This window comes from Pseudoflavonifractor sp. An184, from assembly GCF_002160305.1.
Classification (GTDB): domain Bacteria; phylum Bacillota; class Clostridia; order Oscillospirales; family Oscillospiraceae; genus Lawsonibacter; species Lawsonibacter pullicola.
The window spans coordinates 33,312-54,797 of sequence record NZ_NFKI01000009.1 but is presented as its reverse complement, the minus strand read 5'-3'; the positions used below and the strand labels follow the sequence as shown (position 1 = coordinate 54,797).

The window sequence follows — 21,486 nt, the reverse complement described above, 5'->3', positions numbered from 1 at the left end:
GCAGTTCACCCCGCTCATCCATAGGCCGATTCGACCAGGTAGTTGACAAAGACCTCCTCGTCCCCGTTGAGGCCGCTCTTGATCTCCACGTTGTAGTCGTCGTTCAGGCCGGTCTCCACCTTCACGGGATAGAAGCCGTCCTCGGGAGAGGGGTACATGGGGGGCTGGCCGGGCTCCGGCTCCGGGATCTCCAGATCCACCGCGTTCTCGGGGCGCTTGTCCGCCCGGATAAAGACCACGCTGTCTGTGCTGCCGTCCTCGCCGGGGATGTTCTTCACGCTCTGCATGGGGACCATCATACAGTCGTCCGACTGGCTGGCCACAAAGGAGTAGTCCAGATACATGCCCGCCAGCAGAGAGCCGTCCTGGTTGTCCACCGTCAGGGTGACGGGGTAGTTGGTCATGCCGTTCTGGCTCTCAGCGGCCCCCATGTTGATGGCGGTGACCGTGCCGATGAAGGTGTTGCCGTTCCAGTCGCTCAGCTCCACCGTCAGGCCGGGCTGGACAAAGGCGATGTTCCGGTCGTCCACGGTGATGTCCACCACCATGTTGGTGGTGTTGGAGATGGTGACCACGGTGTCGCCGCTCTTCACCTCTGCGCCGGGGGTGAGGGTACAGGAGGTGACCGAGCCGTCGATGGGGGAGACGGCATTGAAGTCGGCCAGGCCCTTCTGGGCGTCGGCCAGCTTCTTTTGGGCCTCGTCGATCTCCTTCTGTTTGGACATGATAGTCTCGTTGATGGTGCTGGAGCCCAGGGTGAGCAGGGCCTCCCCGGCGGACACGTCGGCGTAGTCCATCAGGTTGCCCTGGGACACCACCGGCCCGGCGGCCTTGGTGACGATCTCCCGGGTCTCGTAGTACTCCGTCTTGCCGTTCTCATAGGGGTAGATGGCGGAGCCGTCCGAGGCGGCGAGGGTGGCCGAGGCGTCCATCCCGGCGGTGAGGGTGCCCGGGTTGTCAAAGACGAGGACCGCCTCGAAGTGTACCGCCCCCTCGGGGGAGATGAAGCGGACCTTGTTGATTTTCTCTACGGTGCCGGTGTAGGTGCCCATGACGGTGGGGATGGACACCTGGACGGACTGGCCGGTGTGGATCTGATTTTCATAGGCGTAGCTGAAATACAGGGAGAGCTTCAGCTTCTTGTCGTTGACCAGGGTGGCCACCGCGGTCTCCTTGGCCACCTCCTGGTCGGGCTGGAACTCCTTCACGTTGATGAGCTTGCCGGCGAAGGGGGCCCGGACGGTGAGGTTGTTGGCGTCCTCCAGCAGGGCGGACATCTCCTTGTTCAGGTTGTCCACCTGGGTCTGGGCCTGGGTCACCTGGTCCTGGGCCTCCTGGCTGAAGATGGTGTACAGGGGCTGTCCCGCGGTGACCGTGTCGCCGGGGGAGACAAAGACCTCCTGCACCGTGCCGCCGGCGGTGAGGGTGATGGCGGCGGATTCCTTGGCCTTGGCGTTGCCGCTGCCGGTAACCTTGCTCTGGATGGTGCCGTACTGGACGGGCTGGGTCTGGATCTCGCTGCTGGCGCTGTCCTGTTTGGTCAGAAAGCGATAGAGCAGAAAGCCGCCCGCCGCCAAAGCCACCACAACCGCGCCGGCAATGGCCGCCTGGCGCACCTTGCGCTTGTTGAACTTCGGCTTGGGCCGGCCCGGCGGAGAGGCCGGAGACGCGGCTGGAGCGGACTGGGGAACAGTCACTTCTGGCATAGTATCAAGTCCTCCTAACATAATGTCTGCCGGGTAAAGCACAAAGCGGTCTACCCACGCGGCACAGCCATGCGGGGCCGCATTTGCAGAACCGTGTATTCTCCTGTTCCATTATAGGTTGCTTTTTCCGGGAAAAGCAATTACAAGGTAATTACAAATGTTTAAGAAACGATTAAGGTTTGCTTGGGACTTTTTTCACATGCCACTATACGTGTTTGTTCCGGCGAAAGCGTGGAAAAATTGCGGAAACCGCCCCGGCACAAAAAACTCCGGCGGTCCGTGAGGACCGCCGGAAGGCAGATTGTCAAAAAACCTCTGTTGAGATGAATCCGCTCAAGCTGGGGCAGGGGATCAGACGTTCTGATAGAGGGGGTAGCGGCCGGTGAGCGCCTTTACCTGGGCGCGCAGGTCGTCCGCCTTGGAGGCGAAGTCGTCCTGGGCGGCCTGGCAGATCAGGCGGCCAACCACCTTCATGTCCTCCTCAGTGAAGCCCCGGGAGGTGACGGCGGGGGTGCCCACCCGGATGCCGGAGGTGACGAAGGGCTTCTCCGGGTCGTTGGGGATGGCGTTCTTGTTGACGGTGATATACACCTCGTCCAGGCGGTGCTCCATCTCCTTGCCGGTGAGATGGGCAGGGCGCAGGTCCACCAGCATCAGGTGGTTGTCCGTGCCGCCCGACACCAGATCCAGCCCGCCCTCCATGATGGTCTGGGCCAGAACGGCGGCGTTCTTGACGATCTGCTGCTGATAGGTCTTGAACTCGGGCTTGAGGGCCTTGCCCAGGGCCACCGCCTTGGCGGCGATGATGTGCTCCAGGGGGCCGCCCTGGGATCCGGGGAAGATGGCGGAGTTGAGCTTCTTGGCGATGGCCTCATCGTTGCACAGGAGCATGCCGCCCCGGGGGCCCCGAAGGGTCTTGTGGGTGGTGGTGGACACCACGTCGGCGTAGGGAATGGGGGAGGGGTGGCACCCGGCGGCCACCAGGCCGGCGATGTGGGCCATGTCCACAAACAGATAGGCGCCCACCTCGTGGGCGATGTCGGCGAAGGTCTTGAAGTCGATGATCCGGGGGTAGGCGGAGGCGCCGGCCAGGATCATGCGGGGCTTGTGCTTTCGGGCCAGATCCCGCACCTGGTCGTAGTCGATGCGGCCGTCCTCGCCCAGGCCGTAGGCCACCATGTTGTAGTTCTTGCCCGAAAAATTCACCGGGGAGCCGTGGGTCAGGTGGCCGCCCTGGTCCAGGCTCATGCCCAGCACCGTGTCCCCGTGCTGGCACAGGGCCTGGTACACGGCGAAGTTGGCCTGGGCGCCGGAGTGGGGCTGCACATTGGCGTAATTGGCGCCGAAGAGTTTCTTTGCCCGCTCGATGGCGATAGTCTCCACCACGTCCACGCACTGGCAGCCGCCGTAGTAGCGCTTGCCGGGGTAGCCCTCGGCGTACTTGTTGGTGAGGACGGTGCCGGCGGCGGCCAGGACGGCGGCGCTGACGATGTTCTCCGAGGCGATGAGCTCAATGTTCTGCTGCTGCCGGTCATACTCGGCACGGATGGCCTGCCCCACCTCAGGGTCGGCGGCGGTGATAAAGTCCATGACTTCTGTGACCAATGGGAACACTCCTTTTTCTCTGATTCAGCCCGGCATCCGGGCGGTGATATTCCCTATTATAACAGACCGGGCGGAAATTACAACGAATTGTTTCCACAGTTTTTTGAAAGCAGGGCTGGGGGAAACAGATCGTTTTGACGCAGGGTGGGAACAAAATGGATCCGTTTCCGGAAAACGTCCAAAATCCTGTCGAATTTCTTTTTCTGATGTGATATAATAACTTTGTTCGCCCTGTGGGCGCATCTAAACTCTGACCCGTGAGGTGGGACAGTCTATGAAAACCAACGAGGAAGTCTGGAGCATTGTCAACGCGCTGAAAGCGCTCTACCCCGACAGCCTGTGCTCCCTGGAATATGAGAAGGACTATGAGCTGCTGTTCTCCGTGCGCCTGGCGGCCCAGTGCACCGACGAGCGGGTGAACAAAGTCACCCCCGCCCTGTTTGCCCGGTTCCCCACCCTGGAGTCCTTGGCCCAGGCCGACGTGGCCGAGGTGGAGCAGTACATACACTCCACCGGATTTTTCCGGGCCAAGGCCCGGGACATCGTCCTGTCCTCCCAGATGCTCCTGCGGGACTACGGCGGCAAGGTGCCGGGCACCATGGAGGAGCTCCTGAAGCTGCCCGGCGTGGGCCGCAAGACAGCCAACCTGATGCTGGGGGACGTGTTCCACGTGCCCGGGGTGGTGGTGGCCGACACCCACTGCATCCGGATCACCGGTCTGCTGGGCCTTACCGACGGCTCCAAGGACCCGGTGAAGGTGGAGATGCAGCTGCGGCAGGTGCTCCCCCCGGAGGAGTCCAACGACTTCTGCCACCGGATGGTCCTCCACGGCCGGGCGGTGTGCATCGCCCGCCGGCCCCAGTGTGAGAGCTGTACCCTGCGGCCCTGGTGCGACCACTTCGCAAAAAACAGCCAGCCGCCTTCTGAGTGAGGAAAGGAGCGCCTGACCATGATGGGATACTACACGGGCTTCGGCGCCTTTGACGCCATGTTCACCATTGTCCCTGTGATCGTTGTCATCGGCTTTATCATCGTCTTTGGCGCCATCCTGGTCCGAGGGGTCCAGGGGGCCGCCCAGTGGAAGAAGAACAACGACTCACCGGTGCTGACAGTGGAGGCGGAGGTGGTGGCCAAGCGGCTGGACGTGCAGACCTGGCGCCACGCCGGGGACGAGCATCACATGGGGCACACCTCCAGCCGGACCTACTACTACGCCACCTTCCAGGTGGAGAGTGGGGACCGGATGGAGTTCCAGGTCCCCGACACGGAATACGGCCTTCTGGTGGAGGGGGACCGGGGAAAGCTGACCTTTCAGGGCACCCGCTACCAGGGGTTCCGGCGGCAGTAATCGCCGCTTATAATGTTAATTATGGATAAGGAGCGCGACCTTTTTTTGAAAGCAGTATATCGGTGGACCTTTTACATTCTGGGCATGCTGGTGCTGGCCCTGGGGCTGACCCTGAACACCAAGGCGGGGCTGGGGGTGTCCCCCATCATCTCCATCGCCTTTGCGGTGTCGGAGATCTGGGGCTGGAACTTCGGGGACATGACCTTCCTGCTGTACTCCCTCTTTGTGGCGGGGCAGTTTGTGCTCCGGGGGAAAAACAGCCGGCTCACCGACCTGCTCCAGCTGCCCCTGAGCCTGGCGTTCAGCCGGGTGCTGAACCTGTACAGCGCCCTCATCCCCTATGAGGCGGCGGAACACGGGTTTTTGGCCAACTTCGGCCTGTTGCTGGCGGCCATCTTCTTCACTGGAGCGGGGGCGGCCATCACAGTGAATATGAAGCTGGTCCCCAACCCCGGCGACGGCATCGTGGCCGCGGTGGCGGAGAGGCTGGGCCGGGACCAGGGCTTTGCCAAGAATGTGTTTGACGTGGGCTGCGTGGCGGTCACCTGCGTGCTGGGCCTGCTGGCGGCGGGCCGGATCGTGGGCATCGGCGTGGGGACCATCGCGGCCATGATCGGGGTGGGCCGCTCCATCGCCCTGGTAAACTATTTGGGAAAACAGAAGATGTGTCTGGCGGCGGGGCTGCTCCAGGAGGAGGCCCCCGCCGGCCAGGAGGCATAAAGGAGGAAACATCCATGAAGCGAAGCTATGCGGTCTATCAGGTGGACGCCTTCACCAAGGAAAAGCTCTCGGGCAATCCCGCCGGGGTGGTGCTGGACGCCCGGGGCCTCACCGATGAGGAGATGCGGCGCATCGCCCGGGAGCTGAACAACTCGGAGACGGCGTTTCTCTTTCCGGGAAAACCTGGGGAGTATGACGTGCAGGTGCGCTTCTTCACCCCCGCCAAGGAGGTCCCCGTCTGCGGCCACGCCACCATCGCCTCGCACTATGTCCGGGCCAGGGAGCTGGGGCTGGACAGCGCCCGGGTGGTTCAAAAGTGTGGAGCGGGTATTTTCGCGGTAGACGTGTGTAAGGAGAACGGGGACTGCCGGGTGGTCATGTCCCAGGGCAGGGCCGTTCTGGGGGAGCCCCTGTCCCGGGAGCATCAGGACCGGGTGCTGGCGGCCCTGGGCGTGACCCATGACGACCTGCGGCCGGGCTGTCCCATGGCCTCGGCCTCCGTGGGGTCCCCCAAGCTGATGGTGGTGCTCAGAAGCCTGGACAAGCTGCACAGCCTGACCCCCGACCTGGAGGCCCTGAAGGAGCTGAGCGGCGAGATCGGCTGTAACGGCTATCTGGTCTTTACCCTCCACCCGGGGGAGGAGCCCCTGGTCCACGCCCGGATGTTCGGCCCCGCAAACGGGGTGGCGGAGGACCCGGTGACGGGGATCGCCAACGGCCCCATGGGGGCCTATCTGGTCCGGAACGGGCTGATCCCCGCGGAGGGAGACGAGGTGCGGTTCACCGCCGTCCAGGGGGAGGCCATGGGCCGCCCCGGCTCCATGGAGGTGCGGGTGGCACTGGAGAACGGACAGCCCGGTGAAATCCAAATTGTGGGCGACGCGGTGGTGGCCTTCCAGACCACCCTGGAGCTGGACGCATGAGGGGCGGCAGGCGGGAGCTCCGCCTCACCGGCGGGGACGACCCCAAGTTCCGCGCCCTGGTCCGCAAGCTGGACCGGGAGTATGTGGACCGGTTTGGAGAGACCGCCCTTCAATACCAGCCCTACAACACCTTGGAGAAGATCGAGGCGGCCTGTCTGCTGCTTGTGGACGGCACGCCCGCGGCCTGCGGGGCCATCCAGCCCCTGGACGGGGACGCCGCCGAGCTCAAGCGGATCTATGTCCTCCCGGAGTTCCGCCGCCGGGGCCTGGCCCGGCAGGTGATCGAGCAGCTGGAGCTCCAGGCCCTGTTTCACGGGTATCGGTTCCTGGCCCTGGAGACGGGCCGGGCCATGCCCGAGGCCGCCGCCCTGTACACCAAGCTGGGGTATCAAGAGACCGAGCCCTGGGGGCCCTTTGCCGGGGACAAGCTGTGCCTGTGCATGAAAAAGGAGCTCACCTGATTTTTCGCAGGAAAGGAAGGACGCGCCATGGCCTACCGGCCTCTCGCCGACGAAATACGGCCCAAAACCCTGGATGAGGTGGTGGGCCAGAAGCATATCTTAGGAAAGGACGGCCTGCTGCGCCGGATCATCGAGGGGGGCGACATCCCCAACCTGATCTTCTACGGCCCCTCTGGGACGGGGAAGACCACGGTGGCCAACATCATCGCCCAGCGCACCAACCGCCCCCTCCACCGGCTCAACGCCACCACCGCCTCCATTTCTGATATTAAGGACATTATCGCAGATATCGGGACCCTCCTGGCCCCGGACGGGGTGCTGCTGTACCTGGACGAGATCCAGTACTTTAACAAAAAGCAGCAGCAGTCCCTGCTGGAGTTCATGGAGAACGGGAAGATCACCCTCATCGCCTCCACCACCGAGAACCCCTTCTTCTACGTGTTCGGGGCGGTGCTGTCCCGATCCACCGTGTTTGAGTTCAAGCAGATTACCGCCGAGGACGCCCTCCCCGCCATTGACCGGGGAGTGGACCTGCTCAATGAGCGGCTGGGCGGGAACCTTGTTCTGGAGGACGGGGTGCGGGAGCACATCGCCTCCGCCTGCGGCGGGGACATCCGCAAGGCCATGAACGCCCTGGAGCTGCTCTCCTCCGCCGCCCGGCGGGAGGACGGAAAGCTGCTGATTTCCTTAGAGGACGCCCAGACCGCAGCACAAAAATCCGCCATGCGCTACGACCGGGAGGGGGACAACCACTACGACATCGCCTCCGCCCTGATGAAGTCGTTACGGGGGTCCGACCCGGACGCGGCGGTCCACTACCTGGCCCGGCTGCTGGAGGCGGGGGACCTGATCACCGCCATCCGGCGGCTGCTGTGCTCCGCCAGCGAGGACGTGGGGCTGGCCTACCCCCAGGCGGTGCCCATCGTGAAGGCCTGTGTGGACAGCGCGTTGCAGCTGGGCCTGCCCGAGGCCAAGCTCCCCCTGTCCGAGGCGGCCATTCTCCTGGCCACCTGGCCCAAGTCCAACTCCGCCTGCATGGCCATTGACGCGGCCATGGCGGACGTGCGGGCGGGCCGCACCGGGGACATCCCCCGGGAGCTCCAGAACGTCCACGCCGACTCGGCGGGGATGGAGCGGGAGCAGGGGTACCTGTACCCCCACGACTTTCCCGGCCACTGGGTACGCCAGCAGTATCTGCCCAACGAGCTGAAAAACCGGAAATACTACCAGTACGGGGACAACAAGACCGAGCAGGCCGCCCGGCGGTACTGGGAGGAGATCAAGAAGTAGAGGCTGAACTGCCTTCCCCCCCGCTGGGGGGAAGGCTGGAGACAGCGAAAACCGAGAAAGGAAGGAATCAAACCCATGGAATCCATTCGCGTCCTGGTGGTGGAGGACGACCAGGACATCAACAATCTGCTGTGCACCATCCTGCGGGACGGGGGCTATGAGAGCCAGGCGGCCTTCTCCGGCAGCGAGGGTCTCTTGTGGGCGGAGCGGGAGAGCTTCGACCTGGTGCTGCTGGATTTGATGCTCCCCGGCCTCACCGGCGAGCAGTTTATTCAGAAGATCCGGCCCTTGCGCACCATGCCCATCATCGTCCTGTCCGCCAAGGCGGGGCTGGAGGACAAAGTGAATGTGCTGCGCATGGGGGCGGACGACTTTATCCCCAAGCCCTTCGACAATCTGGAGGTGCTGGCCCGGGTGGAGGCCCAGCTGCGGCGGGTGAAGAAGTTCTCCGCGCCCCCCGCCCAGAAGCAGCAGCTCTCCTGCGGGGACTTGGTGCTGGACCGGGACGAGTTCACCGTCACCGCCGGGGAAAAGCCCGTCACCCTCACCGCCCGGGAGTTTGAGATCCTGGCCCTGCTGATGGAGTACCCCAAGAAGGTGTTCACCCGGGAGCAGATCTACCAGCATGTGTGGGGGGAGGACTACTTCGGGGACGACAACACCGTCAACGTCCACATCAGCAACCTGCGCTCCAAGCTGGGCAAGGCCAGCGACCGGGAGTATATCAAAACCGTCTGGGGCATCGGCTTTAAAATGGCGGAGGTGTGAGTTTCATGGATATCCATGTGAACGACGTGCTGAAGATGAAAAAGGCCCACCCCTGTGGGAGCCAGGAGTGGCTCGTCCTCCGGGTGGGCATGGACTTCAAGCTCCGCTGCCAGGGCTGTGGCCGGGAGGTGATGCTCCCACGGAGCAAGGCGGAGAAGAGTATCCGGAAGGTGTTCCGGGATGGAGCGCCGGTGGAGGTTTAGATTTTTGCAGGGGAGTTTCGCCGCCCGCTCTTTATAAGCCTTCCCCCTGGGGGGAAGGTGGCTGGCCGAAGGCCAGACGGATGAGGGGGCGATGATCGGATTGTTTCGTTCGTCGCAGGAGGAGTTTCTCCGCTGTGATGGCGAGCAGGGTTCCGCCCTGCGGGGCGGGTTCCTTTCTGCCCGGGCAGAAAGGAACCAAAGAACCGCCAAGGGGTGGGCTCAGGATGGGCACTCACGTGCCCATATTCGCCCGCCCCCTGGACCCCCATTTTACGGGGGCCGCCAATTAGGCAGCCTTGGCGGTCATCGCAAAGGCGCGGGTGGACAGAGGATTGGCTTCCGGTCTATGACCGCTGCCGCTGAGTTTCCGGTAACCTTTGGGTGGTACCCATACCGGTTGGAAGCGCGCCTTTTGGGCTGGTGGGGCTCAAGTTCGGCTCAGAGGGACGGCGTATCCCAAGATGCTTCCGGATCTCCGTAGGGGCCGGTCCCAGACCGGCCCGACGGTTCACGGATCGCTTTTCGGGATACGGCGGGAGGGGCAAGCCCCTCCCCTACACATAACAAGAAAGTGGTTCAGGTTTAGGTAGGGGAGGCCCTTGGGCCTCCCTCCGGGGGGTATGCCAAGAGGCCACCCTCATCCGTCACGCTTCGGGCCCCCCTACCCCTTTTGCCCCTCCGGGACGATTCCCCCTTCAAGGAGGAAGGCTTTCAGGCGGTCAAAGGCCGCCCCTACGGCGGAAAACAAACCGTGAGCGTTAGCTCGGCAAACCCAGGCGCAGTCGTGAAACCGCACCAGCGGCAATTTTTGCAGACCTAGGGCCCAGTGGCCCGGCGGGAATTTAGACACCCACTCAGATTTTGCGCGCCGAAAATTATTTGCCCAGCCCAAGGGGTAACCCCCGTAATGGGGGACCGGGGGTAAGGCGAATATGAGCGCGGAGCGCTCATCCTGAGCCGTCCCCCGGCGATCCTTTGGTTTCTTTCCCATCGCTGGGAAAGAAACTCGCCCATTAGGGCGAAACCTGAAAAATCAGAAAGGAAATATAGAACTATGCGTTACGACAGCGACATTTTATACCGTCCCCCCGGGGAGTGGAAGAGCTACCTGCTCCAGTGCACCATCGGGTGCTCCTACAACAAGTGCACCTTCTGCGCCATGTACAAGGAGAAGAAGTTCCGCATCCGCCCGGTGGAGGAGATTTTGGAGGACATCGACATGGCCCGGGATTACTACGGCCCGGGGCTCAAGCGGGTGTTCCTCATGGACGGGGACGCCGTCATCATGAAGACGGACGACCTGATCCGGGTGCTGCGCAAGCTGTACGACACCTTCCCCGCCCTGGAGAAGGTGACCACCTACGCCGGCCCCCGGAGCACCCTGGCCAAGAGTCCGGAGGAGCTGAAAGCTATTCGGGAGGCGGGCCTCAACCGGGCCTACCTGGGGGTGGAGAGCGGCAGCGACGCGGTGCTGAAGGCCATCAACAAGGGGGTCACCGCCGCCCAGATGCTGGAGGCGGGACAGAAATTGGTGGCCGCCGGCTTTGACCTGTGGGCCATTATCATCATGGGCCTCACCGGCCAGGACGGGGACTGGGAGGAGCACATCCTGTCCACCGCCAAGATGATCAACGCCATGAAGCCCCGGCACCTGTCCGCCATGACCTTCGCCCCCGCCAAGGGCACCCCACTGGGGGAGGATGTGCTGGCGGGCCGCTTCAAGGTGTGCACCCCGGACCAGATCCTGGAGGAGTGCCATCTGCTCATTGAGCACCTGGATGTGGACCCGCTGCATTTCACCAGCAACCATGCCTCCAACTACCTGCCTCTGAAGGGCGGCCTGCCGGAGGACAAAGAGAAGTTCCTGAAGTTGCTGGATGAGGCCCTGGCGGGCAAGATCCGCCTGCGCAAGACCTTGAATCGGGGTATTTGAGCGGAAGAGGACTGAGCGGGGCCGGGACGAGCGGGCCGCGGTAAAGCGCCCTCTGACGGGAAAAATAAAACTGCATCTGCAAGCCGATGCATTGGCGGGCATTCGCGTTTTAAGGCGGCCCCGAAAAGTTAAACAATATTTTCTTGATAAATGGTTCAAGCGGCCGAAGGGGCTTGTTGTCTGTGAATGGCAGGCGGCAAGTCCTTTACCTTTGCGTCGATTCCGCACTGTGGGAAACCAACAGGCGCCTCATATCCTGGGGGAGAGGCTGAGTAAATTCCAGCCGGATTCCGGTGATGGGATGCAGGAAGGCAAGGCGGGCCGAGTGGAGCGCTGGTCTGGAGATCAAACTGGATTCTGTTCCGTAGAGAAAGTCTCCCACCAGGGGGTGGCCTAGATATGCCATGTGGACCCGGATCTGGTGAGTACGTCCGGTCTCCAGTTGAAGTCGGAGCAAGGCGTAGGGCCCGGCCTGCCGCAAGGCCTCATAGTGGGTACATGCGTATTTTCCATCCGGCCGGACCATCTGTTCTACCAGCGATCCCTCACAAGGGCCAAGAGGAGCGTCAATGGTGCCGGAGGGCGGGGTGGGGGTTCCGGCACAGACAGCCAGGTAGGTCCGCTGAAAGTCGGGCGTGTGGAGCTGACGCTTCAGCACCTCCTGGGCGTGGGGATGGCGGGCCACCACCAACAGGCCGGAGGTCCCCCGGTCCAGGCGGTGGACGGGGTGAAAGTCCCCCTCTTCACCCTCCTGATCGTAATAATTAAGCAGAAAATTGCCTATTGTATCATCAAAGTGGCCTGGTCCGGGGTGGACCGCCACCCCCGGCGCCTTATTGAGTACCAGCAGGTCCTGGTCCTCGTACACAATGTCCAGAGGGCCAGGGGCGGGAACGATGCCGCTGCGCCGCTCCGGATCGGAGAGGCGGACAGACAGCACCTCCCCTGCTTTGGGGATGTACCGGGTATTGACCCGGCGGCCGTCCACCAAAATTCCATCTTCCAACCACTTGATTCTCCGCACCACGGTGCCGGACAGGCCCAGATGGCGTTTGAGCAGGGTGTCCACCTTGATCCCGGCCAGTTCCGGCCCAATGGGCAGCTCCAGACGGCGGCTCATAGCTTTTTGGACCAGCGGTACAGGTGGAACATATAGAAGGCGCAGTGGAGTACCAGCACAACGGGAGTGATCACCATCCAAACGAGTTCTCCCAACACCAGAGCAATCACAAAGGGGACCCACAGCAGCCACAGCGTCCAGTACCAGCTGTCATAGGCGGCGTGGGTGCGGATGGCAATGCTCCGCTCATCCCGCTCGGCCCGCTCTACCTCCCGCCGGTCCTCGGGTTTCATAGCCGCCATGGCCAGGGGGAGAAACAAACTGCCGCCTCCCAGACCGATCAGCGCCCCGCCCAGGCCGGCGCACAGGCCCACACCCCCCGCGGGCAGTTGTTCGTCCATAACAAATACGATTCCAAACAGGACCAGACCCAGCACCACAGCGGCGGCCGGTACGATCAAATTCTTTTTCATGTGGACTCCTCCTCAAACAGAAATACTTCCTCAATGGTAAGCCCGAAATACCGGGCGATCTTGTAGGCCAGGAGCAGGGAGGCGTTATACCGCCCGTTCTCCAGGGAGATGATGGTCTGGCGGGTGACGTCCACCGCCTCGGCCAGCTCCGCCTGGGAGATGCGCCGCTCCTTCCTCAGTTCTGCAATCCGGTTGGTCAAGCTCTCGCCTCCTTTAAGACTGGTAAAGCTCGCTTTACAATTTTAGTATAGCACACTTTACATATATGTCAAGCCAGCTTTACGTATTTCTGCAAAAAAATTTGCCCCGCCGGTTTTCACCGGCAGGGCAAAGAGGAACGTGATGATTTCAAGACAGGTGCAGTCCGTAAAATCCCACCAGGGAGAGGGCCATCAGGCCGATGGTCACAAGTTCGATGGGGATGCCCTGGAAACTCTTGGGGCAGCTGGTGAGACTGACTTCCCGGCGCAGGCCGGCCAGACACATCAGAGCCACCGTTGCCCCTGCGCCGCCGAAGAAACCAAAGAGAAGGGCGGCCCCCAGACCGTACCCCCGCTGGGCGATGAGCAGCGCCGCGCCCATGGCCGCGCAGTTGGAGGTGATGCTGGCCAGATTCTCATCCATTCGCCGGGAGAGCTCCGGCACACAGTTTTTCAAAAAGTACCGCAGGCCGGCTACCACAGCCGGTCCCACCAGGGCAAAAACCAGGGTTTGAAAGTAGCCCAGCGCAAAGTGCTGGAGCAGCTGGTCCAGCAGCCAGGACAGCAGCGCCGTGAGGGTCGTCACCGCCGTTAAACTGACGCCGGTGCGCCAGGCATCCAGCGGGTCCTGAAAGGCCTTGGTCCGGGTGCCAATGCCCAGACAGTTGACCAGAATAAAATTCTCCGACAGCAGGGCGGCCACCGCCACGCCTGCCAGCTGAAATGCGGTCATTCCCTGCCGCCTCCTTTCCCACGCCGGGAGCGGTCAAACTTCGCCGTCCACATAATCGACGCCCCCTTCCGTATCCAAATTGGCCACGATGGCCAGGGCCTGGTTCACACAGGCGGTCACCGCCTCCGAGGTGGCAGTGGCGCCCGAGGCCGCGTCCACAGAGTTGTTCCCCGCAGTGCGGATGGTGCCCGATTTGCCCACATACTGGTCCAGATATTCCTGCGTCATGGCGTCGGTTCCCACGCCCTCGGTCTCCTGATGGCTGGTGACGGCCACGCCGGTGACCTCGCCGTTGGTGTTGACGCCCACCACGGCGGTCATCAGGCCGCCAAAGCCGTGGGCCTGGACCTCCACACAGTAGCCCACCAGGCCGCTGTCGTTGTAGCCCGCCGTAATGCTCAGAGCCCCGGAGGCATAGTAGGGGGTCTCCGTGCGCATGGTAGCCTGGGGCATGACCTGATCCAGCAGGGCCTCCTGGGCCTCGGTCTCGGCCCGGACGGCGGCATAGTCGGTGGCCCGGTGGACGCCGAAGATCATCAGGCACACGGCCAGGAACACGCCGCCCAGGGCCGCCCACTGGCGCACCTTGCCCTTGAGCTCGTCCAGATAGCCCTCGCCGGGCATGGTGCCGTCCCCGGCCCGGGCCAAGAATTTCAGCTTAGGCGGGACAAAATGGATGGCGGAAAGGCTCTCCTTCAGCTGCTGTCCCCAGGAGCGGACCAGAGCGAAGCGCCCCATGCCGAAGCGCCGGGGGATGGCGGCCCGGTCCATGAGCCACACACAGCAGTTCATGGTCAGAATGGCCCAGCCCACTCCGTCGGGGTAGGAGCCGAAATAGCGGAGCAGTACGGTGAGCACGCCGCAGCCCACGCCAAAGATGGTCTGCCCCAGAGGGGTGACCGGGGTGGTGGTGTAGTCAGAGGCCATAAAGACAGCCCCCATCACCAGTCCGCCGCAGCACAGCTGGGCGGTCATCCAGGCTAACGCCCCCTCGTCCCCCCGGGGGAACAGGAGGGTAAGCAGGGCCACTGTCCCCAGATAGGCCAGCGGAATCCGGGGGGTGATGACCCGCCGGGAGACCAGATACAGTCCGCCCAGCAGCAGCATGAGCACGGGGACGCCGCCCATGGCGCCGCCGTGCTGGCCCAGCAGCATCTGCCCCAGGGTCAGGTCCGGCACCGCTCCGGTGTGGAGGATGGCCATGGGAGTGGCGGCGGAGGCGGCGTCTACGCCCTGGATCAGCCCGGGCCGCTGGAACGCGTCCACCCAGCTGGTCATCAGACCGGGGAAGGTACACAGCAGGGTCCGCCCCGCCAGGGCTGGATTGAGAAAGTTGCGGCCCAGCCCTCCATAAAACTGCTTGACGATGACAATGGCAAACAGGCCGCCCAGGACAGGGGCCCAGTAGGGAGCGGTGACCGGAAGGCTCATAGCCAGCAGCAGGCCGGTGACGCAGGCGGACAGGTCGCCGATGGTATTGCTCTGTCCCCGCAGGCGGCGGTAGCCGTACTCGGCCAGCACACAGGTGCCCACGGATACCGCGGTCAGAGCCAGTACCCGGACGCCGAACAGAAAGACCGCCATGGCCAGGGCGGGGATCAGGGCGATGATCACGTCCAGCATGGTGGAGGAGATGGTGGCCGGCTGGGCAATCTGGGGGGAGGTCCGGTGAATGGTGGGTCCGTTCATGCCTGTTCCCCTCCTTCCGCCAAAATGGTCCGTGCCTGCCGCACCAGATCCGCCAGGGGGATATGGGACGGGCAGATATAGCTGCAGCAGCCGCACTCCATGCAGTCCTCCAGATGGAGCTGAGGAAGCCGGTCGGTCTCCCCCATCCGCACCGCCCGGTAGACAAAGGCTGGGTTCAGATTCATGGGGCAGGAGGAGACGCAGTGCCCGCACCGGACGCACACCGTCTCCGGCTGATCCGCGCCGCCGTGCTCCTGTTTGGTCAGGCACAACAGGGCGTTGGTGTTTTTCACCACCGGGGCCTCCAGATCCGTCTGGACCGTCCCGGTCATGGGCCCGCCGGTGAGGATGATGGCCGGCTCCTCCTTCAGGCCCCCCGCCGACTCCAGCAGGCAGCGCAGAGGGGTCCCGATGGGCACCCACAGGTTCCGGGGCCGGGCTACGGCCCCGCCGCTCACTGTGACCGCCCGGTGGGTGACGGGCTGCCCCTCCAGAAGGGCGGCGCGGACCATATAGGCGGTGGCCACATTGAACACGGCGCACTTCACGTCCACGGCCGACTGGCCCGGGGGCACCTCCCGGCCGGTGATGGTGCGCACCAGCTGTTTTTCCATCCCCAGGGGATAGCGGGTCTCAATGGTGACCAGTTCCACCGACCGGCGCTTCCGGCGAAGGCGGCGCTCCAGAAACTCCACGGCGTTGAGCTTGTCGCCCGCCACCACCAGCACCGCCCGGTCCGCCCGCAGAAGCTGGGAGAGCATCTGGACCGACTGGAGCACCTGATCTCCGTGTTCCAGCAGCAGCCGGTGGTCTGCCGTCAGATAGGGTTCGCACTCCGCGGCGCTGACGATCAGGGTGTCCACCCGGCCCACCGACCGGGCGATGCGCAGGTGGGTGGGGCTGGCGCCCCCGCCCATGCTGGTGATGCCCGCCTGACAGATGCGCTCCAGCACCTGGGCCCGATCCATCCGGGACCAGTCCATGGGCTCGGGCAGATCGGGACAGGGGGTGTCCTGGCCGTCATTGTCGATGACGATGGCGTCCCACCGGCCGCCCCAGGGGTGGGGACGGGGCTCGATGGCCCGCACCCGGCCGGAGACGCTGGAGTGGACGTACACGCCCCCCTCCTCCGGCTTGGCGATCACCTGGCCCACGGTCACCTTGTCCCCCGGCTTCACCACCGGGACAGCCCCGCCGCCGGTGCACATGGTCAGGGGGATGGCTACCTGCTTGGGGGACTCCTCCAGAGGCATGATGGGCTTGCGCCGGGTGCTCTCCTTATAAGAAGCGGGGTGGACCCCGCCTAAAAATCTTCGCCGCATGGCAGACCTCCCCGGGCCCCGGGCGTGAAAATGACCCGCCGGCCCGTATTTTGTCATAGGTTCGTATCATTCCTATGATACTCACCCGAGGGGGCTATGTCCAGCCTGCGGAACGAAAATTTACATTTTCGTATCAAATTTGCCGTGAGAGAGGGAAAGCAAGACGTTTTTTGTGGGAATTTTCCCCCGTTGGAATCTTTTCAGCGCGGGAACCAGTCCTGAGAGGACCTGGGCGAGACGCGCCGGGACAAAGTTTCCAAAATTGCCTCAAGCGGCGTTTCTGAAACCGTCCCAACGGGCGCGGGTTTCTGGATTGCAGCGAGCGCCGCGGTTCGCTTTCCTTCCGCATAGTGTCCCTTGGCGCCCTGAAACGGGGTCAAGACGCAAAAAAGGGGAAAAACCTCAGGTTTTTCCCCATGGCAGGCGGCTGACAGGCCAAAAAGGCGGGCGGGCCGGGCTTAATCCCAGTCCCAACGGCCATGGCTCCAGTCCCGATCCCAGTCGCTCTCCAGCTCTGTCACCTGGCCGAAACTGTCCAGCTCCACTTCGTACCAGGTCCCATTGTTGGAGATCTGGAAGCTGTACTCGTTCCAAAAGCCCTCCCGATCCACGCTCTGACCCACGATGTCGCCCCCTCCGGCGGCGGAGAGTGCGATCTCCCGGGCCTGATCCATATCCACCCGCAGCAACAGGGACGCCAGGAATGCGATTCCTAAAATTCCTAACGCCGCCGCGCCTGCTGCCAGCAGGATCTTTTTCTTCTTCCCGTCCAGCCGCGTCCCGCGCAGCTGCAATTCCTTCGTCATTGTCGGTTCCCCCTGTATGTCAAGATTCAGGCCGGCGGCCCTTCTATTTTAGAAATGCGGCAGAGGGGCTGTTTATTGCACCGAACAGAAAAAATGTGTAAACTGAAAGAGCCGGCCGCATTCAAATGCGGCCGGCTGGGATTTTTACTTGAGTTAGGAATATTTTCGGTCCAGCCGTTCGACGATGTCCCCGATGACGCCATCGTCACAGTGGCACAGGATCTGGGCTCCCCAGTCCTTGACCTCCTGGGCGCAGTTAGCGGGGGCGAAGGGAGTGGCGGACAGCTCCAGCATGGGGATGTCGTTCTGGTTATCCCCCACGCAGTAGAGATTCTCCCGGGGGATGTGGAGCAGCTCCAGCAGCTGGGCCACCATGCCCCCCTTGTTGCAGCCCCGGTGAGTGATCTCCAGGTAGTAGCGGTTGGAGAAAATGGCCTCATACCGGCCGGGACAGTGCTCCTCCAGCCAGGACCGGGCCTTCAGCAGCTCGTCGTACTCCTGCTGGACGATGGCCTTGGTCCAGGGGGAGGGCATGTCCGGAATGGCCCGCTCCTCATAGTCGGTGCCCACCTTCTTCATGTGGGCGTCGGTGACGGCGTTGGGGCGGCAGACGTAAATATCCTCCCCGTGGTAGGCCTCCAGCCCCAGGGAGGGGATGGCCTCCATGAGGGCGGCGAAATCCTTTGGAGCCCTGGGGTCCAGCAGGGTCTGTACCAGCATCTCCTCCCGCTGAAAATCGTAGATGGCGGAGCCGTTGGACAGCACCACCGGGGCGTTGATGGGGGCCAGGTGCGCATATGGAGCGAAGGTGCGGTGGGCCCGCCCGGTGGCCACTGTGAAGCGCCCGCCCTCCTGAATCCAGTACCGGATGGCCTCTATATTCCGGGGCGGCACCCGGTGCTGAAAATCGTATAAAGTGTCGTCAAAGTCGCTGACCAGCAGCAGACCGTCAAATTTCCCCATGGGGACTCCTTTCTGCCCCCAAGGGGCGAGATCAGCGCAGATCCTGGGCCAGGAAGTATTTCTTCATCGGCTTGAGCAGCAGCGCAAAAATGACCAGGCACACCACCATGTCGATGCCCATGTAGAAGCCGTTATACAGCAGAGAGTAGAACCAGGGTGTGGTCATCGTCATGCCGAAGAAGACATCGGGCATATACTCCGCCCATATCGTGGCCCCCACCACATAGTGGACCAGGAACCGGGCCGCGCAGCCAACTACAGTACCGGCGAAAATGCTCCAGTTCTTGCCCCGGAAAAGTCCGGCCAATCCCAGAACGGTGAAGGCGACCAGATAGTCGCCGATGATGGACTGCCACCCCAGGGCAAAGCCGCCGTCAAACATAAACTCCAGCACACCCAGTACAAAACCTGCCAGCAGGCCGGGGCCTACACCCCAGCGGCAGGCAAAGAAGAAAAATGGAGCCATGCACAGAGAGATGGAGCCGCCCCAAGGCATTTCCCACAGGGGGAGCAGGTCCAGGACAAGGGCGGCCGCCACGAACAGGGCTCCCTCGCACAGCATGCGTGTACCGAGATGAGATCGTGTCATAGTTGTCAATTCCTCCTAAAAATGTAGAATACCGCAGGACAGCCCAACGGGTCTTGCGGTACGAAAAGAAGGAACATGACAACGCACATCCATTCACTTCCTACGCCGGCATTACCCGGATCAGGTTTAAGGGACCGGAGGCTGCGCTTTGCCTCTGCATCTCAGCCGGGAATGGCTCCCAGCGCCCCTGTGTTGGAGTTTTCTGCGGTTTGTCCTATTGTATACTGGAAAGCGAATCCTGTCAAGACAGGGAGCGGGGGACCGCACTGCGGTCCCGCTCAGGCTGTCAAAAAAGTCCAAGGACTTTTCCGACAGCCTGAAAAATGCCGTTACTTTCCCACCGCTGCGCGGCGGAAAAGTTCTCGCTGCGCTCGCTGAACGCCTTGCCAAGCAAGGCATTCAGGGCATTTGATCCCACGCGAGGCGGGCTGCCGCCCCCTCGAGCTCCCCCGTCAATACTCGGGCGGATTCGTCTAAACAGAGGTTTTTCGACAAGCAGAGCGGAACCGCCGATGCGGTCCCGCTCTGCATTTCAGGACGTCATTACTGTTTATTGGGCAGCACGGAAGCAATCGCGCCTGCAAAGGCGGTGAGGGGCATGGTCTGGAGGACCACCCGGCCCGGTCCGGTGACCACCGTGTTGAACACGCCTTCCCCGCCGAAGAACATGTTCTTTACCCCTTTGACCGCCCGCACCTCCAGGGTGCAGGTGGCGTCCATCATGGCCAGGTTTCCGGTGTCCACCACGATGCTCTGCCCCGGAGCCAGGTTATATTCCACCGCGTGGCCGTCGATCTCCAGGAAGGCGGTGCCGCGGCCGGAGAGCTTCTGCATGATAAAACCCTCGCCGCCGAAGAAGCCGCCCATGGCCTTCTTCTGGAAGAAGACGGACAGCTCCACCCCGGCCTCCGAGGCCAGAAAGGCGGACTTCTGCACCGCAATGGGGTGGCTGGGGTCGATCTGTACCGCCCGGATGGAGCCGGGGAAGGTGGAGGCAAAGGCGATCATGCCCGGGCCGCCCCGGGGCGTATAGATGTTCTGGAAAATGGACTCCCCGGAGAACATCCGGCCAAAGGCCCTGCCCAGGCCGCCGGCGGAGGTCTCCATCTCCATATTGGGGGACATCCATACCATGGAGCCCTTCTCCGTAATCATCGGCTCTCCGCTCTCCAGGTCGCAGATGACCACCGGCGTGGGCTCGCCCTGAATCTCATATTTCATCCTGCGTCACAACCCTTCCTTATTTCAGATAGGAGTGAGGAGATAGGAGATAGAAGTTGGAGAACGTGCGCCGGGCCCCGGCATCTCCTATCTCCTATCTCATAATTCCTATCTCTCTCGCCCTCTGTGCTTTCAGTATAGCGGATGGCTCCCCCCTCTGACAAGACGGCCTTCATAAAATGTTTACTGCTTTTTCAGGGAGCTTTCAGTTCACTGGGGTAGGATAGACCCGTGACTGAATACGAGGAGGTCCTGTCCTGTGATCGAAGTACGCGACCTGGTCAAGCGGTACGGCCGCCATCTGGCGGTGGACCACCTGTCCTGTACGACGGGGATGACGCCTTCCCCGCCGGCCAGGAGGCGGTGGAGGATCTGGCGGAGCAGATAGGCTCCCTGGCCGCCATCCGGGTCATCAACGATCCGGAGGACCTGTCCGCCTACGGCCTGGATGAGCCCGCCCTCCAGGCGTCGGTGACCGCCGGAGACGGGACCGCCGTCACCCTTCTGCTGGGGGACATGTCCGACAGCTACTGCTACGCCAAGCGGACGGACTCGGATACGGTCTACACCGTCTCCACCGACCTGTCGGAGAACCTGGAGTCCCTGGAGCTGCTGGACCTGGCCGCCATTCCCGGCTTCCCCGACCTGGGGACGGACACCATCTCCTCCCTCACCTGGGAGAGCGGCGGGACCACCCTCACCCTGACCAAGACAGAAACTGAGACGGCCGGCGCGGAGAGCGGGGACAGTTCCTCCTCGGAGAGCGCGGAGGAGACGGAGCCCGCCTGGGACGTGAACGGGACGGCCATCCCCTCGGACAACAGCGCCTTCACCAGCCTGATGGCCCAGCTCTCCTCCCTGGCCTTCGACGCCTGCTATGACTACAAGGGGGAGGCGGATACCCTGGCCGCCTGCGGCCTGGATACCCCTGTGGGGGTGCTCACCGTCATCTACGGCGAGGGCGAGACCCTCACCCTCACCATCGGAGCCCTGGACGGCGCCGGGGATTCCTACTACGCCCAGCTCTCGGGCGACCCGGCGGTGTACCTGCTGTCCGCCGACTCGGTGGATTCCCTTATCTCCCTCTCCGCCCAGGAGCTCACCGCGGCGGAGGAGGACGAGACGGAGACGGCCTCGGACGCCAGCTCCAGCAGTACCTCTTAACAGACAAGGCTCCCGCCTATGGGCGGGAGCCTCCGTTTGTCTCAGTAAAAAGCGGACTTAAAAATAGAAGGAAAAAATTTTCTCCTTCGGTGTACAAAAACCGGCACATAACGCGGCCCGTCCGGCATATAGTAGTCTGTATGCCGGCCTTGTGCCGGCGGATGAATTTTTAACATACGGAGGGATGAATTCCATGGAGGAAACCACTGTTGTTTATGGTACCGGCTCACAGCAGCCCAGCCCCGCGCCCCTGGACCTGGACGATCTGATTTTCCAGGGGGAGTATTGGTTCGCCAGCGACCGCTGAGG

22 protein-coding genes and 1 riboswitch are annotated in these 21,486 nt (G+C 62.8%); of the genes, 10 read left to right on the top strand and 12 right to left on the bottom strand.

Annotation, left to right across the window (positions count from 1 at the left end; translation table 11 throughout):
- Nucleotides 1-14: 14 nt before the first annotated feature.
- On the bottom strand, nt 15-1,706 hold the full coding sequence (locus B5F19_RS05025) for an HlyD family efflux transporter periplasmic adaptor subunit (RefSeq protein ID WP_162612522.1): 1,692 nt from the start codon (nt 1,704-1,706) through the stop codon (nt 15-17).
- A gap of 351 nt (nt 1,707-2,057) precedes the next feature.
- Nucleotides 2,058-3,311 carry a serine hydroxymethyltransferase gene (gene glyA, locus B5F19_RS05020; protein WP_087288587.1) on the bottom strand — a complete coding sequence of 418 codons (1,254 nt, stop codon included), beginning with the start codon at nt 3,309-3,311 and terminating at the stop codon, nt 2,058-2,060.
- A 274-nt stretch (nt 3,312-3,585) separates the two neighbouring features.
- Here glyA and nth point away from each other — a divergent pair, with 274 nt between their 5' ends.
- The 9 genes from nth (at nt 3,586) to B5F19_RS04975 (ending at nt 10,957) form a co-directional block, all read left to right on the top strand.
- Nucleotides 3,586-4,242 carry an endonuclease III gene (gene nth / locus B5F19_RS05015; RefSeq protein WP_087288584.1) on the top strand — a complete coding sequence of 219 codons (657 nt, stop codon included), beginning with the start codon at nt 3,586-3,588 and terminating at the stop codon, nt 4,240-4,242.
- Nucleotides 4,243-4,260: 18 nt separating this feature from the next.
- Complete coding sequence (locus B5F19_RS05010; protein WP_343219416.1) at nt 4,261-4,659, top strand: DUF2500 domain-containing protein; 399 nt, start codon at nt 4,261-4,263, stop codon at nt 4,657-4,659.
- Between the two features lie 45 nt (nt 4,660-4,704).
- On the top strand, nt 4,705-5,379 hold the full coding sequence (locus tag B5F19_RS05005; protein WP_343219415.1) for a DUF6198 family protein: 675 nt from the start codon (nt 4,705-4,707) through the stop codon (nt 5,377-5,379).
- A gap of 14 nt (nt 5,380-5,393) precedes the next feature.
- Complete coding sequence (locus B5F19_RS05000; RefSeq protein WP_087288580.1) at nt 5,394-6,302, top strand: PhzF family isomerase; 909 nt, start codon at nt 5,394-5,396, stop codon at nt 6,300-6,302.
- The gene (locus tag B5F19_RS04995) at nt 6,299-6,763 is read left to right on the top strand and encodes a GNAT family N-acetyltransferase (RefSeq protein WP_087288579.1); all 465 of its coding nucleotides are present in this window, start codon (nt 6,299-6,301) and stop codon (nt 6,761-6,763) included. The genes B5F19_RS05000 and B5F19_RS04995 overlap by 4 nt, the downstream gene beginning before the upstream one ends.
- 27 nt (nt 6,764-6,790) lie before the next feature.
- Entirely contained in the window at nt 6,791-8,053 is a 1,263-nt protein-coding gene (locus tag B5F19_RS04990; protein WP_087288578.1) for a replication-associated recombination protein A, read from the top strand.
- Between the two features lie 75 nt (nt 8,054-8,128).
- Nucleotides 8,129-8,821 (top strand): response regulator transcription factor, encoded by a 693-nt coding sequence (locus B5F19_RS04985; protein ID WP_087288575.1) that lies wholly within the window; start codon nt 8,129-8,131, stop codon nt 8,819-8,821.
- 5 nt (nt 8,822-8,826) lie between these two features.
- Nucleotides 8,827-9,024 (top strand): DUF951 domain-containing protein, encoded by a 198-nt coding sequence (locus B5F19_RS04980; RefSeq protein WP_087288573.1) that lies wholly within the window; start codon nt 8,827-8,829, stop codon nt 9,022-9,024.
- Nucleotides 9,025-10,078: 1,054 nt separating this feature from the next.
- The gene (locus B5F19_RS04975) at nt 10,079-10,957 is read left to right on the top strand and encodes a radical SAM protein (RefSeq protein WP_087288571.1); all 879 of its coding nucleotides are present in this window, start codon (nt 10,079-10,081) and stop codon (nt 10,955-10,957) included.
- A 205-nt stretch (nt 10,958-11,162) separates the two neighbouring features.
- Here B5F19_RS04975 and B5F19_RS04970 read toward each other — a convergent pair whose 3' ends face one another.
- The 10 genes from B5F19_RS04970 to B5F19_RS04925 form a co-directional block, all read right to left on the bottom strand.
- Entirely contained in the window at nt 11,163-12,077 is a 915-nt protein-coding gene (locus B5F19_RS04970) for an RluA family pseudouridine synthase (protein ID WP_087288570.1), read from the bottom strand.
- Nucleotides 12,074-12,490, bottom strand: a complete 417-nt coding sequence (locus tag B5F19_RS04965) for a hypothetical protein (RefSeq protein ID WP_087288569.1) — start codon at nt 12,488-12,490, stop codon at nt 12,074-12,076. Before B5F19_RS04965 ends, B5F19_RS04970 begins: the two co-directional genes overlap by 4 nt.
- Entirely contained in the window at nt 12,487-12,690 is a 204-nt protein-coding gene (locus B5F19_RS04960) for a helix-turn-helix transcriptional regulator (protein WP_087288567.1), read from the bottom strand. Before B5F19_RS04960 ends, B5F19_RS04965 begins: the two co-directional genes overlap by 4 nt.
- Before the next feature lie 148 nt (nt 12,691-12,838).
- Entirely contained in the window at nt 12,839-13,423 is a 585-nt protein-coding gene (locus B5F19_RS04955; RefSeq protein ID WP_087288565.1) for an Rnf-Nqr domain containing protein, read from the bottom strand.
- Between the two features lie 33 nt (nt 13,424-13,456).
- Nucleotides 13,457-15,112 carry an RnfABCDGE type electron transport complex subunit D gene (locus B5F19_RS17425; protein WP_162612521.1) on the bottom strand — a complete coding sequence of 552 codons (1,656 nt, stop codon included), beginning with the start codon at nt 15,110-15,112 and terminating at the stop codon, nt 13,457-13,459.
- Nucleotides 15,109-16,434 carry an electron transport complex subunit RsxC gene (gene rsxC, locus B5F19_RS04945; protein WP_162612520.1) on the bottom strand — a complete coding sequence of 442 codons (1,326 nt, stop codon included), beginning with the start codon at nt 16,432-16,434 and terminating at the stop codon, nt 15,109-15,111. The genes B5F19_RS17425 and rsxC overlap by 4 nt, the downstream gene beginning before the upstream one ends.
- A gap of 458 nt (nt 16,435-16,892) precedes the next feature.
- Nucleotides 16,893-17,240: a PepSY domain-containing protein gene (locus tag B5F19_RS04940; RefSeq protein ID WP_087288561.1), complete on the bottom strand. Its 348-nt coding sequence runs from the start codon at nt 17,238-17,240 to the stop codon at nt 16,893-16,895.
- A 153-nt stretch (nt 17,241-17,393) separates the two neighbouring features.
- Nucleotides 17,394-18,203 (bottom strand): HAD-IIB family hydrolase, encoded by an 810-nt coding sequence (locus tag B5F19_RS04935; protein WP_087288559.1) that lies wholly within the window; start codon nt 18,201-18,203, stop codon nt 17,394-17,396.
- Nucleotides 18,204-18,234: 31 nt separating this feature from the next.
- On the bottom strand, nt 18,235-18,792 hold the full coding sequence (locus B5F19_RS04930; protein ID WP_242972704.1) for an energy-coupled thiamine transporter ThiT: 558 nt from the start codon (nt 18,790-18,792) through the stop codon (nt 18,235-18,237).
- 80 nt (nt 18,793-18,872) lie between these two features.
- Nucleotides 18,873-18,991: riboswitch (TPP riboswitch) on the bottom strand.
- A 344-nt stretch (nt 18,992-19,335) separates the two neighbouring features.
- Nucleotides 19,336-20,013 carry a TIGR00266 family protein gene (locus B5F19_RS04925; protein ID WP_087288558.1) on the bottom strand — a complete coding sequence of 226 codons (678 nt, stop codon included), beginning with the start codon at nt 20,011-20,013 and terminating at the stop codon, nt 19,336-19,338.
- A 231-nt stretch (nt 20,014-20,244) separates the two neighbouring features.
- Here B5F19_RS04925 and B5F19_RS04920 point away from each other — a divergent pair, with 231 nt between their 5' ends.
- The gene (locus tag B5F19_RS04920) at nt 20,245-21,177 is read left to right on the top strand and encodes a DUF4340 domain-containing protein (RefSeq protein WP_087288555.1); all 933 of its coding nucleotides are present in this window, start codon (nt 20,245-20,247) and stop codon (nt 21,175-21,177) included.
- The last annotated feature ends 309 nt before the right edge of the window (nt 21,178-21,486 follow it).